Below are 15,436 nucleotides of genomic sequence, written 5' to 3'. Positions count from 1 at the left end.
CCGGAGCGCGGAATCAGTCCGCGCCCTGCACTTCCAGCGCGGTGATGAGCCACTCGACCACCGCCTGTGAATCGCACAGGAAAAAGATGGCATCGCCGGAGCGCGCCTCGGTAAGCAGGCGATAGACCGTGATCGCCACCGCCGACTGGTTGGCGATGAACACTTCCGGGCTGCGCGGCCCCTCGCTGTGGCCGGCAACCGCGTGCAGCGCCTTGCGTGCGGCCACGGTGGCAGCCGGGTCCGCGCTGCGGGTCAGTTCCGGCCCGCGCAGGCCCCAGGCAATGAACACATGCTTGCCCTTGAACGTGGTGTCCAGGACCCGCACCTCGGCGCCGCCTGCGTCGGCCGAGCGATGAATGACGGTACTGCTGATCAACGCAACCCCCTGTGGTCGTCGTGGTCCGCGCATCCTCCTCCACGCGCCGGCCGCATGCCAGTGACAACAGCCACAGACTGTGCCGACCGGCGTGGGAGACATGTAAGAGGGTGTAAACCGATGCGATCGGATGTGCAGCGATGATACGGGATGTAAGCCTCTGCATGGGCCCGCGCGTACTACTAAACCGCCACTGAGCCATCTTCGGAACGAAGCGTTCCGGCAGCCCCGGACTGGGCCATTCTTGCCGCCCCGTCCCCACCGAGCCTGCACATGTCCCATCGCCTGCTGCTGACGATCACCGGCACCTCCCTTGCCCTGCTGCTGGCCGCCACCACCGTGGCCGCACAGGACTACGACACCGATCACATTCCGGCGCTGCGCTGCGAATCGCAGTTCAACAAGACCGCGCAATGCCCGATCGAAGGCCCCATGCGCCTGGCCAGGCAACTGTCGGTGACCCGGTGCGTGGAGAACCAGAACTGGGGCCAGAGCCGCCGCACGTTGTGGGTGACCGACGGCTGCCGCGCCGAGTTCGTCGCCGACGGCTATGGGCGCGGACGCTGGCCCGGCCGCGGCAGGGACCGTGACGATGATGGCGAGCGCCTGGTCTGCGAGTCCTACGAAAAGAAGGACAAGGAATGCCGTATCCGTGTGCGCCACGAGGTGCGCCTGATCAAGCAGAAGTCGGTGACGGCCTGCATCGAGGACCAGAACTGGGGCTGGGACCGCCGCGGCGTGTGGGTCAGCGACGGCTGCCGGGCCGAGTTCCGCGTGTATTGACTGCCGAGCACGCGCTGGCTGCGGCGGGTGCGGCTGCGCCTGCGGCAGAGCCGATAGACTGAGCCCTCCTGTCAGGAGCCCGACCATGTCCGCTGCGACTGCGCTGCGCCTCCGCGACGCGACGCCCGCCGATGCCACTGCTGCGGCACGCGATCGCACAGCGTGGACAGCGCAAGCTGTTCACCTCGACCAATGCCTCCAACATCGCCATGCAGCGCCTGCTCGTTGCATCGAGCTTCATCGACAGCGGCATCGTGCATGGACTGGATGACGGTGACCCGGAGCTGATCTACCGCTTTGCCGGCAGCTGATCGAGATACGCGGTCACCTTGGTGTCCAGCAGATCCATCAGCACGGGATCCATGCAGCGATAGTCGTCCGGGATATCCAGGCAATGCAGGTGCTTGTGTTCCAGCAGGCGCGCGTATGCGGCCTGCAGTCGATGCTGATGCTTGGCCTCCATCACGAAGATGACATCGGCCCAGCGGATGTCCGCCGGGCCGATGGGGCGTCGTGCATGCGGGCTGGTGCCGGCCGACAGCGCAGTGAAGCCGGGCCGCCGTCGCCACATGGCTTCGGCGGTTGGGCTGCGCAGCTGGTTGCGGCTACAGACGAACAGCAGGTTGATCATTCCTGTTCCTGCAATTGGCGGGCGCTGAGGACCGGATAGGTGAAGCCCAGCTGGCGTGCACGCGCGAGCTTGGCATCGCGCGTGTACAGCAGCTTCCAGTTCTTCTCGGGCTTGTAGCTGTAGGCGGTCGTGGCGCGGTCGCCACCACGGTTGCGCGCCTGGCTGCGACGCCAGGCACGGTTTCTTGCAGATTCCATGATGTGTTCTCGTGAGTACCGGGTTCAGCAGCCGCGGTAGTACGAGTGGCGCGCAGCATACACCGCACGCACAAAAAAGCCCACGCATCGCTGCGCAGGCTTCTTGATTCATCACAGTGGTCGGGACGGCCGGATTCGAACCGACGACCCTCTGCCCCCCAGGCAGATGCGCTACCAGGCTGCGCTACGCCCCGACTGATGCTGCGATGTGCCCGCCAGTGCGGCGGGCCGTGAAGTATAGCGGATTACGATGGAAATGGGATCAGCGGCGCAACAACTGCAGCACTTCTTCCAGCTCCATGCGCACCTGCTTGATGATCTGGTTGCTCAGCGCCGATTCCTCGCGGGCATCGGGACCGTCCAGACGCAGGCGTGCACCACCGATGGTGTAGCCCTGTTCGTACAGCAGGCTGCGGATCTGCCGCACCATCAGCACGTCGTGGCGCTGGTAGTAGCGGCGGTTGCCTCGGCGCTTGGCCGGCTCAAGGCTGGGAAACTCGGTTTCCCAGTAGCGCAGCACGTGCGGCTTGACGTCGCACAGCTCGCTGACCTCACCGATGGTGAAGTAGCGCTTGGCCGGGATCGGCGGTAGTTCGCGGTTACTGCCCGGATCCAGCATAAGCTTCCACCCTCTCCTTGAGCTTCTGGCCCGGACGGAAGGTGACCACCGTACGGGCGGAAATCGGAATTTCCTCGCCGGTCTTGGGGTTGCGACCCGGGCGCTGGTTCTTGCGCCGCAGATCGAAATTACCGAAGCCCGACAGCTTCACCTGACGTCCCTGTTCCAATGCTTCACGCAGCACATCGAAAAACGCGTCGACGAATTCCTTGGCTTCCCGCTTGTTCAGACCGACTTCGTCGAACAGCTTTTCCGCCATCTCCGCCTTGGTCAATGCCATTGCCTGCTACCCCCGAGTGCTGCCCGCTCAGCCGCGGATCCGGGCGTGATGTTCACGCTCGATGGCAGTGACCGCCTCGGCCACCACCGCATCCACGTCGCGGTCCGTCAGAGTGCGCGACTTGTCCTGCAAAATCAAGCCCATAGCGAGACTCTTGAATCCCGGCTCGACGCCCTGGCCGACGTAGCGGTCGAACAGGTTCAGGTCGCGCAGCAGCGGGCCAGCGGCCTGGCGGACGGTGGCCGCGAGATCGGCCCAGGCCACCTGTTCAGGCACCAGGAATGCCAGGTCGCGACGCACTGCCGGGAAGCGCGACAGTTCGCCGGCACGCGGCAGGCGGCGGGCGGTCAGCGGCTCCAGGTCCAGTTCGAAGGCATAGACGTCGGCTTCGATGTCCATTGCCTTGGCCAGACGCGGGTGGATCTGGCCGATCCAGCCGATCGCCACGCCATCGCGGAACACCTCGGCCGAACGGGCCGGGTGGCCGTAGGGGCGGGCCGACGGGCGGAACTCCAGTACCGCACCACTGGCAGCCGCCAGCGATTCCAGATCGCCCTTCAGGTCATGGAAATCGACCTTGCGGGCCGGCAGGCCCCACTGCAGTGCCTGTGCATCACCACAGACCGCAGCGGCCACGCGCGGGGTTTCCAGCGGCGCCGGCCGGCCGTCGCCGGCCTGCTGGGCGAACACGCGGCCCAGTTCGAACAGGCGCACGCGGCCGATCTGGCGGGCGGCGTTGCGGCCCAACGTGGCGACCAGGCCTGGCAGCAGCGACGGGCGCATCACCGCCAGTTCGGCCGACAGCGGGTTGGCCAGCGGTACCAGGCCGTCGCGCAGCTGCCACTGGCTCAGCAGCGCATCGTCGACGAAAGCGAAATTGACGGTTTCCTGCTGGTCACGGGCGATCAGCTGGCGGCGCACGCTCAGCGCGTCCAGCTGGGTCTCGCTCGGCATCGCCACGCGCGAGGCGCCGCCCGGCAGCGTGGTCGGGATCTGCTCGTAACCGTGGATGCGGGCCAGCTCTTCGATCAGGTCTTCTTCGATGGCGATGTCGAAGCGGCGGCTCGGCGCCGTGACCTGCCAGCCGTCGGCGGTGGCAACCACGTCCATGCCCAGCGCGCGCAGGATGCGCTCGACTTCCGCATCTTCGATGGTGATGCCGAGCACGCGGGTGATGCGGGCGCGGCGCAGCACGATGGTTGCCGGCTGCGGCAGATCGGCCTCACGCACGGCCTCGGTGACCGGCGCCGGGGTGCCGCCGGCCAGGTCCAGCACCAGGCGGGTGGCGTACTCGATGGCGGTACGCGGCAGTGCCGGGTCGACACCGCGCTCGAAGCGGTGGCCGGCATCCGTGTGCAAGCCCAGCTTGCGGCCACGGCCCATGATCGCGGCTGGCGCGAAATGCGCGGCCTCCAGGAACACGGCAGTGGTGGCATCGGTGACACGGGTGTCGAAACCGCCCATCAGGCCGGCCAGGCCGACCGCACGATCGGCGTCGGTCACGACCAGGAAGCTGTCGTCCAGCGCGGCATCGCGGCCGTCCAGCAGCTTCAGGCTTTCACCTGTGCGCGAGCGGCGCACGGCGATGCTGCCCTGCAGGGTGCCCAGGTCGTACGCGTGCATCGGCTGGCCGAGCTCGAGCATCACGTACTGGGTGATGTCGACCAGCAGCGAGACCGGGCGCACGCCACTGCGGCGCAGGCGCTCGGCCATCCACAGCGGGGTCTCGGCGGCGGCGTTGACACCTTCGATGACGCGGCCCAGGTAACGCGGTGCTTCGGCGCCGGCGTCGAGCTGGATGGCCAGCTCACGGCTGCCGATGGCGGGAATCGTCTCGGTGGTGAAATCCAGCACGTCGCTGCGGGTGGCGGCGGCGACGTCGTAGGCGATACCGCGCAGGCTGAAGCAGTCGGCGCGGTTCGGGGTCAGCTTGATCTCGATGCTGGCGTCCGGCAGGCCCAGGTAATCGACCAGAGCCTGGCCGACCGGTGCGTCATCCGGCAGCTCCAGCAGGCCGGAGGCATCGTTGTCCAGGCCCAGCTCCTTGGCCGAGCACAGCATGCCGTTGGACTCGACACCGCGCAGCTTGGCCGGCTTGATCTTCAGCTCGCCAATCTGCGCGCCGACCATCGCCAGCGGCGCAACCAGGCCCGGACGTGCGTTCGGTGCGCCGCACACGATCTGCAGCAGCTCGCCCTGCCCGGCATCGACCTTGCACACCTGCAGGCGGTCGGCTTCCGGATGGCGTACGGCGTCGACGATGCGCGCCACGACCACGTGCTCGAGGCCTTCGCCCAGCGCGGTCACTTCTTCCACTTCCAGGCCGATGGCGGTCAGCACCGCACTCAGTTCATCGCGCGAAGCGCGGGTCGGGACGTGGCTGCGCAGCCAGTTTTCGGAGAATTTCATGGTGTCACCCTGGTGGGCCCGGCGCATGCGCCTGGGCCTGCGAATTTAGAAGCAGTCGAGCAAGCTCGACTCTACGGACCGGCGCTTACGCGAACTGCTTGAGGAAGCGCACATCGTTCTCGAAGAACGCGCGCAGATCGTTGACGCCGTAACGCAACATCGCAAAGCGCTCCACGCCCATGCCGAAGGCGAAGCCGGTGTAGCGCTCCGGATCGATGCCGACGTTGCGCAGCACGTTCGGATGGACCATGCCGCAGCCGAGCACTTCCAGCCAGCGGGTGCTGCCATCGGGCTGCTGCCAGGCGATGTCCACTTCCGCACCCGGTTCAACGAACGGGAAGTAGCTGGGGCGGAAGCGCATCTCGAAGTCGCGCTCGAAGAAGGCGCGCACGAACTCGGCCAGCGTGCCCTTCAGGTCGGCGAAGGTCGAATGCTCGTCCACCAGCAGGCCTTCCACCTGGTGGAACATCGGCGAATGGGTCTGGTCGCTGTCGCTGCGGTACACCTTGCCGGCGGCGATCATGCGCAGCGGCGGCGCGTGGTCGCCCATGTAGCGCACCTGCACACCGGAGGTATGCGTGCGCAGCAGGCGGCCGTCACCGAAGTAGAAGGTGTCGTGCATGGCGCGCGCCGGGTGGTGCGGCGGGAAGTTCAGCGCCTCGAAGTTGTGCCAGTCATCCTCGATCTCCGGCCCTTCCGACAGCTCGTAGCCCAGCCGGCCGAAGATGCCGGTGATGCGCTCCAGGGTGCGGGTGATCGGATGCAGGCCGGCGCGGTCGCCATTGCGGCCCGGCAGGGTGATGTCGATGGCTTCGGCGGCCAGGCGCGCATCCAGTGCCGCGTCTTCCAGCAGCGCCCTGCGCTCGCCCAGCGCGCGGGTCAGCGCGTCGCGGGCCTGGTTGATCGCTTCACCGGCGGCCTTGCGCTCGTCGGCCGGCAAGGCGCCGAGCTGCTTGAGCTGCGAGGTGATGCTGCCACTCTTGCCAAGCAGGGCCACCCGCAGCTGTTCCAGCACGTCGGGGCTCTGTGCGGCGGCCACATCGGCCAGCGCCTGGGTGGTGAGGGATTGGATGTCGCTCATGGGGGGCCGGAACTCCAGTCGATCTGCCATCGCGATGCGCGAAGGGCCGACCCCTGTCGCCACCGCCGTCCCCGCGCTGCCGTCATGGCCTCGCCGGGACCCAAAAAAGAATGGGGAAGGACTTACGCCCTTCCCCATGCATTGCCTTGACCTGACACCGTTCCGAGTGAACGGTTACGGCATCGGGAAGGACTTATGCCGCCAGCGCGCCCTTGGCCTTTTCGGCCAGCGCGGTAAAGCCGGCTGCGTCGTGCACGGCGATGTCAGCCAGGACCTTGCGATCCAGGGTGATGCCGGCCTTCAGCAGACCATTCATGAAGCGGCTGTAGCTCAGGCCGTTGATGCGGGCAGCCGCATTGATACGGGTGATCCACAGCGAACGGAAGTTGCGCTTCTTCTGCTTACGGCCGATGTAGGCGTACTGCTGTGCCTTGATGACCGCCTGCTTGGCAACGCGGAAGACCTTGCGACGGGCGTTGTAATAGCCCTTGGCGAGATCCAGAATCTTCTTGTGGCGGCGACGCGCCTGTACGCCACGCTTAACTCGTGCCATTTTTCAGTTCCTCAGAGGTAAGGGAGCATGCGGTCCAGACGGCCTGCGTCTTCTGCACGGACATGGCCCGTCTGACGCAGATTACGCTTACGCTTGGTCGCTTTCTTCGTGAGGATGTGACTACGGTTGGCGTGGCCGCACTTGTACTTGCCCGAGGCGGTCTTGCGGAAACGCTTGGCCGCTGCCCGGTTGGTCTTGATCTTGGGCATTGCAATGTCCTTGATGGGATATGACCCTGGTTTCTGACTGATCTGGCGGCGGCCTGGGCCGCTCTTTCCGTCCTGCCATGATCGGCGTACGACCCGTCCTGGGTGGGTCGAGCCGGGCATGATACAGGCAAAACCGCCCTGCCACCAGCCCCTGCAACCCTTTCGCCGGCAATTCACCGGCTTCCTGCAAAAGCAAAGGGACGCCCATGGCGTCCCTCTACCCTGAACCATTCAGCCAGGCGCCCCGGAAGGCGGCCCGTCAGGCCTCAGGTCTTCTTCTTCGGCGCGATCATCATGACCATCTGACGCCCTTCCAGGCGCGGACGGGATTCAATGACGATGTCCTCGCCCAGATCGGTCTCGATCCGGTTGGCCATTTCGCGGCCCAGTTCCTGGTGGCTCATTTCACGGCCACGGAAACGGATGTTGACCTTGATCTTGTCACCATCCTCGAGGAACCCGCGCATCTTGCGCAGCTTGATCTGGTAGTCGCCCTCGTCCGTGACCGGACGGAACTTCACTTCCTTGATCTCGACCTGCTTGGTCTTCTTCTTGGCCTCGCTGGCCTTCTTCTGCGCTTCGAACTTGAACTTGCCGAAGTCCATGATCTTGCAGACCGGCGGATCGGCCTGCGGCTGGATTTCGACCAGGTCCAGGCCTTCATCTTCGGCCATGGACAGCGCTTCGTCGCGCGACAACACGCCGATCATTTCTCCGTCACTGCCGATCACGCGGACGCGCGGCACACGGATTTCCTGATTCTTGCGGTTCTGTTTGTTGTCAGGGGTGCTGATATTACGTTCTCCCAAGGGTATCGAACCGGTCCGGGTGCCTGTGCCCCCGGACCGGACCTTTGCTTACGCGCCCTCGGCCTGGAGCCGCTCGATGAAGGCCTGCAGGCTCATGCTGCCCAGGTCTTCGCCAGAACGCGTACGCACCGCCACAGCCCCATTTTCCTTCTCGCGGTCACCAATGACCAGCAGGTAGGGCACGCGCTGCAACGTATGCTCGCGGATTTTATAGCCGATCTTCTCGTTACGCAAATCCGAGCTGACGCGGAAGCCTTGCTCCGCAAGGGTTTTGGTCACGCCCGAGACGTACTCGGCCTGAGCGTCGGTGATGTTGGCCACCACCACCTGGGTCGGCGCCAGCCAGGTCGGGAACTGGCCGGCATGGTGCTCGATCAGGATGCCCAGGAAGCGCTCCATCGAGCCCACGATGGCGCGATGCAGCATGACCGGGTGCTTCTTCTGGCTGTTCTCGTCCACGTACTCGGCGCCCAGACGGCCCGGCATCATGAAGTCGACCTGCATCGTGCCCAGCTGCCAGGTACGGCCGATCGCGTCCTTCAGGTGGTACTCGATCTTCGGGCCGTAGAAGGCGCCCTCGCCCGGCAGCTCCTGCCACTCCACCCCGTTGCTGGACAGCGCCGAGCGCAACGCGCCCTCGGCCTTGTCCCAGGTGGCGTCATCGCCCAGGCGCGATTCCGGACGCAGCGCGATCTTGACCTGGATCTCATCGAAGCCGAAGTGCTGGTAGACCGCCAGCGCCTGCTGGTGGAACGCGGTCACTTCCGCCTCGACCTGGTTTTCGGTGCAGAACACGTGGCCGTCGTCCTGGGTGAAACCACGCACGCGCAGGATGCCGTGCAGCGCGCCGGACGGCTCGTTGCGGTGGCAGGCACCGAACTCACCATAGCGGATCGGCAGGTCGCGGTAGCTGTGCAGGCCCTGGTTGAACACCTGCACGTGGCCCGGGCAGTTCATCGGCTTGAGCGCGTAGGTGCGCTTCTCCGATTCGGTGAAGAACATCGCGTCCTGGTAGTTGTCCCAGTGGCCGGATTTCTGCCACAGGCTCACGTCCAGGATCTGCGGGCAGCGCACTTCGCCGTAGCCGGTCTTGCGGTACACCTTGCGCATGTACTGCTCGACCACCTGCCACAGTGCCCAGCCCTTCGGGTGCCAGAACACCAGGCCCGGCGCTTCTTCCTGCAGGTGGAACAGGTCCTGCTGCTTGCCGATGCGGCGGTGGTCGCGCATCTCGGCTTCTTCGATGCGCTTGATGTACGCCTCGAGCTGCTTCTTGTCGGCCCAGGCGGTGCCGTAGATGCGCTGCAGCTGCTCGTTCTGCGCGTCACCGCGCCAGTAGGCGCCGGAGATGCGGGTCAGCTTGAAAGCCTTCAGGAAGCGCGTGTTCGGCACGTGCGGGCCGCGGCACATGTCCACGTATTCCTGGTGGTAATACATGCCCATCGCCTGGATGTCGTCGGACATGTCCTCGATCAGGCGCAGCTTGTAGTCCTCGCCACGGGTCTTGAAGATCTCGATCACTTCGGCGCGCGGCGTCACCTTCTTGATGACGTCGTAGTCCTGGGCGATCAGTTCACCCATGCGCTTCTCGATCGCGGCCATGTCGTCCGGGGTGAACGGGCGCTCGGAGTAGATGTCGTAGTAGAAGCCCTCGGCGATCACCGGGCCGATCACCATCTTCACGTCCGGGTACAGCTGCTTGACGGCGTGGCCGACCAGGTGGGCGCAGGAGTGGCGGATGATCTCAACGCCCTCCTCGTCCTTGGCGGTGATGATGCGCAGGCTGGCATCGTGGTCGATGACGTCGCTGGCATCGACCAGCACGCCATCCACGGCACCGGCGATGGTGGCCTTGGCCAGGCCGGCGCCGATCGACTGGGCGACCTCCATGACGCTGACGGGATTTTCGAATTCGCGGCGGCTGCCGTCGGGAAGAGTAATGTTGATCATCGCAGTGGCTTCGTGCGGGGCCCGCTGGGCGGGCTGGAAAGCGTTCCCGGGGCGGCGCCCGGGCAATAAAAAAGCGCCGCGAGGGCGCCTGGAACACAGGGCCTTCGGGGGCAGGTCAACAGTGGGCGGTGGTAGTGCTCATGTCGCACGCTCGGCCGGCGCTGGGCGCGGGCCACCTTGTTCCAGTCAGGGTTCTGCGATGATCTTAAACCAGCCCGGCGGAAAGCCCAAGGGCTACCGTACGGTCCGCTGAATGGGTCTCGCTGGCGGCGTGAAATTGCAATGATTACCATGTCGGCGCAGGCCGCCCTGTGCCAGCCTGCCCGCTTTCCCCCAGGACCCCGTGATGCGCCACCCGCTCCGACCGGCTCCCGCCGGCCCCGCCCGTGCCCCGCGTTCGCCGGCCCGCTGCCACGCTGGCCGCCCGCGATGATCACCGTCGGCCTTTCCACGCTCGGCTTCTGCAGCCTGGGCATGCTGGCGGCGATGTTCTCGGCGCTGGCCTTCTATGCCGCCTCGCCACACTGCCGCTGGCCGCGCCTGCGCCGTGCCGGCCGCCTTGGCCGCCAGATCGGCCTGGTCGCCGCTGCCGCCGCGCTGTGGCTGTGGATGGCCGAGCTTGGTTTTGCCGCCGGCCTGGTGGCGATGCTGTGCACCTGGATGCTGGCCGCCATGCTGCTGCCGGCGCTGGCGGCCTGGCACCGCCCCGGCACGGAGTCGCCGTGATGTGGCCGCGCGCCTTCGCCGGCATCGTGGTCGGCTTCCTCCTGGCCGCCGCCGTCACCGGCCTGCTGGCGTGGCTGCCGCCCGGCCCGTGGCAACGGGCGCTGGTGCCGACCCTCATCGCCTTCATCCCGCTATGGATGCTGGCCGCCCTGTGGGCGTTCAGTTTCCGCAGCGCGCTGCGCGCCGGTCTGGTGCTGGCCGGCAGCGCCGCCGCCGGCTTTGCCGTGCTCGGGCTGCTGCGCCTGACCGGCGCGGTGCAATGAGACCTTTCCCATGAAGTTCAGTTCGCAGACGCTGCGCACGTTCACCACCCTGCACACCTGGGTCGGCCTGGTTGCCGGCTTCGGCCTGTTCGTGGCCTTCTACGCGGGTGCGCTGACCCTGTTCCACCACGACCTGCCGCTGTGGCAGACGCCCGGTGCAGCCACCGCACTCCCCGCCGGCCTGGACGACGCGCAGTACCTGCTGGAAGACGTGCTTGCCGCGCATCCGGAAGCGCGCCGCCACGTCGGCATGACCTTCCCCGGCACCGAACACCCGCAGCCACTGGCCTACTGGCAGGCCGATGACGGCAGCTGGCGCTACGCCTGGCCGGGACAGATCGCCGGCAGCCCGACGCCGCCACAGACCGGGCTGGCCGAACTGGTCAACGAGCTGCATTACAGCCTCGGCCTGCCGGTGGCCGGCATCTACGTGATGGGCATCGTCAGCCTGCTGTATGGCATGGCGCTGCTCAGCGGCCTGGTGATCCACCTGCCAAAGCTGTTCGGTGATCTGTTCGCACTGCGTCCGGGCCGCAACCTGAAACAACTGTGGCAGGACGCGCACAACGTGATCGGCGTGCTCAGCCTGCCCTTCCACCTGATGTTCGCGGTGACCGGCGCCCTGCTCTGCCTAGTGTTCGTGCAGATGGCCCTGCTCAACCCGCTGATCTACGACGGCAAGGCCCTGCAGGCGGTACCGACCGCAATGGACACCGCGCCTGTGCGCGACGCCAGCGGCATCCCGGCACCGCCGGGCAGCCTGCGCGTGCTGCATGCACGCGCGCTTGAAGTGGCCCGCGCACAGGGCGTGGCCAATTTCGAACCGGCCTACCTGAAGCTGGCCAACGCCGGCGATGCCAACGCCACCATCGAGATCACCGGCGAATCCACCGGAACGCTCGGCCCGCTCGGCGCGGTGGCACTGGACGTGGCCACCGGCAACGTCCTGGCCTCGCAGCTGCCCGGCCAGCGCGACGCCAACCACGCCACGCTAAGCGCGGCCTATGCCCTGCACTTCGGCGAGTTCGGCAACGGTGTGGTGGTCTGGCTGTACTTCCTGCTCGGCCTTGGCGGTGCCTTCCTGTTCTACTCCGGCAACCTGTTGTGGATCGAATCGCGGCGCAAGCGTCGCCAGCCACAGCAACCGCGTGCCGGGGTGAACATGGCACGGGCCACGGTCGGCGTCTGCATCGGGCTGTGCGTTGCGATTTCGGTGGCGTTCGTCACCGCACTGGTGCTGGAGCGGCTGGCACCGTCCGCGGTCGACCACGGCATCCGCTGGGCCTGCTTCGGCAGCTGGGCGGCCTGTGCGCTGTGGGCCGCGCTGCGACGCCCGGCGCAGGCGGCACGCGAACTGCTGTGGGCGGCGGCGATCAGTACCGCACTGGTGCCGATCCTGCATGGCGCGCTCAATGGTGACTGGCTGTGGCGTGCGGCTGCGCGTGGCCACTGGCCGCTGTTCTGGGTCGATGCCATCGCGCTGGCCATGGCCTTCGGCTTCGCCCGCCTGGCAGTGGCCAGCCAACGCCGCGCCCGCAACGGCGATCCCAACAGCGTCTGGGCCAACTGAGCCGTCGCCGGGCATGACCCGGCGCTACCGAAGGTCCGCCGGATCCGGGTAACGACTCACTTCGATCAGGTTGCCATCCGGGTCGCGGAAGTACACCGATTCGATCAGCCCCAGCGCGCCAGTACGTGCCACCGGCCCCTCCTCCACTGCAACGGACTGCGCCTGCAGGTGGGCCAGCACATCGGTCGTCGCCGTGCGCGTGACCAGGCACAGATCGGCGCTGCCCGGCATGGGCCGCAGCGCATGCGGTTGCAGCGGGGCGCTGGCCGGATGCAGGTTGATCTTCTGCTGGCCGAACTGCAGTGCGGTACGGCCCGCGCCGAAGTGCACGACCTGCATGCCGAGCACGCGCTGGTAGAAATCACAGCTGCGGTCGATGTCGGCAACGGTGAGGACCAGATGGTCCAGGCGTTCGAGATGGATCATGCCCGCAGCGTAGCGCTGCGGGCATGGACATGCTGTGCGGGGTCGGGCCGATGGCGTTGCGGCGTTGCGCCGGACATCGCCTGATGCAGCTCAATCGCCGATGCGTGCCTTCTGCCAGGGGCCCAGCATGGCGTTGAGCAGGCCGGCCTGTTCGTCGTCGCCGGTCAGCTCCCACATGAAGACGCCGGCCAGGCCCTGCTCACGGGCGAACTGCGCACGCAGGCCGATCGAGCGCGGGTCTTCATAGCTGATGAAAACCTTCTGCTCGGCGTTGTACAGCCACGGGCTCTGCGCCTGTGGTTGCCAGTGCTTCGTCCAGCCCGGCTGGTCGAGATAACGCGCCTTGATCACCCGCCAATCGCCGGCATCGGCCGGTGCGCTGTAGGCCTGATACAGACCGTCCGGTGCATCGCCGGTGACCTTGAAGCCGCGCCCGTAGAACGGCACGCCCAGCACCAGCTTGTCGGCCGGCACACCATGCTCGCGGTAGTACTGCACTGCGCCGGCGACGTTGTTCCAGCGCCGCAGTTCCGGCGCCAGCGGATCAGCCGGCACTTCATGCAGGGGCGCATTGAAGGTCGACACCGATGAGAAGCCGGTACCCATGTCGTAGCTCATCAGGTTGATGAAATCGAACACCTTGGCCAGCGCCGGCAGGTCATAGCTTGCGGCTGGATCGTAGGGGCCATCGGTCTGCAGGCGACCGGCGGCCAGTGCGGCGGTCAACAGCATCGGCTGCCCCGCCTTGCGGCCATGCGCATCAAGGGCCACGCGGAACGCCTGCGCGAGCCGGGTCAGATTGGCGCGGTCCTGCGGGCGGTGTGCCAGCTCCTTCGGTCCGCCACTGACCGGGAACTCCCAGTCGATGTCCACGCCATCGAAACTGCCAGCATGACGATCGAAGAACAGCGCCATGCATGAGTCGACCAGGCGCTTGCGGCTGCCCTCGGTCAGCGCTGCATCGGAGAATCCACCTGCGCCCCAGCCACCGATCGAAATCAACGTGCGCAGATGCGGGTGCGCCTTCTTCAGCTCGGCCAGCGCCGCGAAGTTCTTCGGCGCTTCCGCACCGATCGTGCAGCGCCCGTCCTCGATGGTGGAGAACGCGTAGAACAGGTGGGTGAGGCGCTCGGCCGGAATGCTCGACACCGGGTAGCGCTCGGCCGAACCACCGGGGTAGTAGGCACCGAAGATCGGCGGCTGCGCGGGTGCCGCATGCACGGCAATGGGCAAGGCACCGGCAATCAGCACGGCAAGGGCAGCCACGGTCTGGCGGAACATGGGATCTCCCGGTTCGAAGGCGCAGCCACGTTAGCAAACGGATGGGGCTGTGGGACGGTTGTCGTGGCATGTCGTCCAGTGGACAAGTGCATCCCGCCGGATGACGACAACGCGCCAGTCATGCAACGACCCTCATGCACTGCAGCAGGACACACGCCGACGCCGCCTTCGCGGGCTCGCGCATCGGCTAAGGTAGCCGCGGACCTTCAACCGCGCATGGACATGAGCACCGACCACGACAACCTCGACGACGGCGACCTGCTGGACGACGAAACCCTCGACGAATGCCAGGCCCTGGAGGCACGCGCCTACGGCGCCTTCCGCGAAGGCGACCTGCGACAGGCGGTGGCGCTGTTCGGCGAGCTGATCGCACTCGCCCCCGAAGTGCCGTACCTGCATTACATGCGCGGATTGGCGCACAAGTATCTGCGCGACTGGGCTGCCTCACTGCAGGACAACCTGCAATCGGAGCAGCTGCGTGGGGAATTCGATGTCGCCACTGCCTGGAATGCCGGCATCGCCGCCACCGGCATGGCGGACTGGGCCGAAGCACGACGCCAGTGGACCCGCTGTGGCATCACCCTGCCCGAAGGCGAGGGCCCGATCGAGGGCCACTTCGGCGTGGCCTGCGTGCGCCTGGCGCCATGGTCCGACGCCGAGGTGGTGTACATGAGCCGCATTGATCCGGTGCGTGCACGCATCGACAACGTACCGCTGCCCGAAAGCGGCTTCCGCTTCGGCGACATCGTGCTGCACGACGGCGCATCAACCGGCCATCGCACCTACGGCGAGCGCCAGGTGCCGGTGTTCAATGCCATGCAGCGCCTGCAGGCATCGGACATGGCGACCTTCACCGTATTCGTGCAGTGCGATTCGGCCGATGACATCGCTGCCCTGGAAGCCATCACCCTGCCCGGCATCGGCATGGTCGAGGACTGGACGGCCACCGTGCGCCGGCTGTGCCGCCGCTGCAGCTACGGCACGCCGCACCAGCATGGTGATGAGGCGCCAGATGAAGACCAATGGAGACGCGAACGTGACCTCGGCGTGGCCGCACAGGGCCGGGCTGCGGTGGAAAAGCTCATGGCGGTGTGGGTCGCTGCAGCCCCCGGCCGGGTGCTGGAGGCCATCGAACAGCGCGAGCACCTGATGAGCGACCCGAAGCCAGGCCAGGTCTGGTGGCTGGGGGAGGACGAAGAAGACGCGTAAGTGCAAGGACCAACGGTCCTCATCCACAGGATTCCAGGCAAAGAAAAAGCGGGCCGAAGCCCGC

At 66.6% G+C, this 15,436-nt stretch carries 18 protein-coding genes, 1 tRNA gene and 1 pseudogene; 6 read left to right on the top strand and 14 right to left on the bottom strand.

The annotated features are described in order from the left end of the window. Window positions 1–13: 13 nt before the first annotated feature. Window positions 14–409 (bottom strand): hypothetical protein, encoded by a 396-nt coding sequence (locus tag QRO95_RS08995; RefSeq protein WP_012511691.1) that lies wholly within the window; start codon window positions 407–409, stop codon window positions 14–16. Between the two features lie 240 nt (window positions 410–649). Between QRO95_RS08995 and QRO95_RS08990 the strand changes: the two genes are divergently transcribed. After that, complete coding sequence (locus QRO95_RS08990; protein WP_032128662.1) at window positions 650–1,159, top strand: DUF3011 domain-containing protein; 510 nt, start codon at window positions 650–652, stop codon at window positions 1,157–1,159. A gap of 137 nt (window positions 1,160–1,296) precedes the next feature. After that, window positions 1,297–1,470, top strand: a pseudogene (locus tag QRO95_RS08985) (GNAT family N-acetyltransferase); the annotation flags it as partial. On the opposite strand, the gene QRO95_RS08980 reads toward QRO95_RS08985, so the two are convergent. The 11 genes from QRO95_RS08980 to thrS all read right to left on the bottom strand — a co-directional run bounded on the left by QRO95_RS08980 (window position 1,449) and on the right by thrS (window position 9,897). Next, window positions 1,449–1,790, bottom strand: coding sequence for a low molecular weight protein tyrosine phosphatase family protein (locus QRO95_RS08980; protein WP_285302347.1), 342 nt, complete (start codon window positions 1,788–1,790; stop codon window positions 1,449–1,451). The pseudogene QRO95_RS08985 and the gene QRO95_RS08980 overlap by 22 nt on opposite strands. Continuing rightward, window positions 1,787–1,987, bottom strand: coding sequence for a hypothetical protein (locus tag QRO95_RS08975; RefSeq protein WP_014037933.1), 201 nt, complete (start codon window positions 1,985–1,987; stop codon window positions 1,787–1,789). Before QRO95_RS08975 ends, QRO95_RS08980 begins: the two co-directional genes overlap by 4 nt. A gap of 117 nt (window positions 1,988–2,104) precedes the next feature. Further along, window positions 2,105–2,181 (bottom strand) — tRNA-Pro (locus QRO95_RS08970). Window positions 2,182–2,249: 68 nt separating this feature from the next. Next, a complete protein-coding gene (locus QRO95_RS08965; protein WP_005410431.1) occupies window positions 2,250–2,606 on the bottom strand; it encodes a MerR family transcriptional regulator in 357 nt (118 codons plus the stop codon). Continuing rightward, entirely contained in the window at window positions 2,587–2,886 is a 300-nt protein-coding gene (locus tag QRO95_RS08960; RefSeq protein WP_005410432.1) for an integration host factor subunit alpha, read from the bottom strand. The genes QRO95_RS08965 and QRO95_RS08960 overlap by 20 nt, the downstream gene beginning before the upstream one ends. Window positions 2,887–2,913: 27 nt before the next feature. After that, the gene (gene pheT, locus QRO95_RS08955) at window positions 2,914–5,295 is read right to left on the bottom strand and encodes a phenylalanine--tRNA ligase subunit beta (RefSeq protein ID WP_285302346.1); all 2,382 of its coding nucleotides are present in this window, start codon (window positions 5,293–5,295) and stop codon (window positions 2,914–2,916) included. An 85-nt stretch (window positions 5,296–5,380) separates the two neighbouring features. After that, window positions 5,381–6,376 carry a phenylalanine--tRNA ligase subunit alpha gene (locus QRO95_RS08950; RefSeq protein WP_285302344.1) on the bottom strand — a complete coding sequence of 332 codons (996 nt, stop codon included), beginning with the start codon at window positions 6,374–6,376 and terminating at the stop codon, window positions 5,381–5,383. 193 nt (window positions 6,377–6,569) lie between these two features. After that, window positions 6,570–6,929: a 50S ribosomal protein L20 gene (gene rplT / locus QRO95_RS08945; protein WP_006380762.1), complete on the bottom strand. Its 360-nt coding sequence runs from the start codon at window positions 6,927–6,929 to the stop codon at window positions 6,570–6,572. 11 nt (window positions 6,930–6,940) lie between these two features. Next, window positions 6,941–7,138: a 50S ribosomal protein L35 gene (rpmI, locus tag QRO95_RS08940; RefSeq protein WP_005410436.1), complete on the bottom strand. Its 198-nt coding sequence runs from the start codon at window positions 7,136–7,138 to the stop codon at window positions 6,941–6,943. A 266-nt stretch (window positions 7,139–7,404) separates the two neighbouring features. Further along, a complete protein-coding gene (infC, locus tag QRO95_RS08935; RefSeq protein ID WP_005410437.1) occupies window positions 7,405–7,947 on the bottom strand; it encodes a translation initiation factor IF-3 in 543 nt (180 codons plus the stop codon). A gap of 48 nt (window positions 7,948–7,995) precedes the next feature. After that, on the bottom strand, window positions 7,996–9,897 hold the full coding sequence (gene thrS, locus QRO95_RS08930; RefSeq protein ID WP_121504558.1) for a threonine--tRNA ligase: 1,902 nt from the start codon (window positions 9,895–9,897) through the stop codon (window positions 7,996–7,998). A 429-nt stretch (window positions 9,898–10,326) separates the two neighbouring features. Between thrS and QRO95_RS08925 the strand changes: the two genes are divergently transcribed. From QRO95_RS08925 to QRO95_RS08915, 3 genes are read left to right on the top strand one after another with little or no spacing between them, the layout of a single operon-like run. Continuing rightward, on the top strand, window positions 10,327–10,623 hold the full coding sequence (locus QRO95_RS08925; RefSeq protein ID WP_005410439.1) for a hypothetical protein: 297 nt from the start codon (window positions 10,327–10,329) through the stop codon (window positions 10,621–10,623). Beyond that, on the top strand, window positions 10,623–10,886 hold the full coding sequence (locus tag QRO95_RS08920) for a hypothetical protein (protein WP_285302366.1): 264 nt from the start codon (window positions 10,623–10,625) through the stop codon (window positions 10,884–10,886). Before QRO95_RS08925 ends, QRO95_RS08920 begins: the two co-directional genes overlap by 1 nt. Window positions 10,887–10,896: 10 nt before the next feature. Further along, on the top strand, window positions 10,897–12,456 hold the full coding sequence (locus QRO95_RS08915) for a PepSY domain-containing protein (protein WP_049401220.1): 1,560 nt from the start codon (window positions 10,897–10,899) through the stop codon (window positions 12,454–12,456). 24 nt (window positions 12,457–12,480) lie between these two features. On the opposite strand, the gene QRO95_RS08910 is transcribed toward QRO95_RS08915, so the two are convergent. After that, on the bottom strand, window positions 12,481–12,882 hold the full coding sequence (locus QRO95_RS08910) for a VOC family protein (RefSeq protein WP_285302343.1): 402 nt from the start codon (window positions 12,880–12,882) through the stop codon (window positions 12,481–12,483). 90 nt (window positions 12,883–12,972) lie between these two features. Further along, on the bottom strand, window positions 12,973–14,163 hold the full coding sequence (locus tag QRO95_RS08905) for a glycoside hydrolase family 18 protein (RefSeq protein WP_285302342.1): 1,191 nt from the start codon (window positions 14,161–14,163) through the stop codon (window positions 12,973–12,975). Between the two features lie 222 nt (window positions 14,164–14,385). Between QRO95_RS08905 and QRO95_RS08900 the strand changes: the two genes are divergently transcribed. After that, the gene (locus QRO95_RS08900) at window positions 14,386–15,372 is read left to right on the top strand and encodes a hypothetical protein (RefSeq protein WP_285302341.1); all 987 of its coding nucleotides are present in this window, start codon (window positions 14,386–14,388) and stop codon (window positions 15,370–15,372) included. Window positions 15,373–15,436: the final 64 nt, after the last annotated feature.

The organism is Stenotrophomonas maltophilia group sp. Smal13 (assembly GCF_030236855.1).
GTDB classification, from domain to species: Bacteria; Pseudomonadota; Gammaproteobacteria; order Xanthomonadales; family Xanthomonadaceae; genus Stenotrophomonas; species Stenotrophomonas maltophilia_A.
Note: the sequence above shows the minus strand (reverse complement) of the source record. Positions and strands in the feature narration are given on the sequence as shown.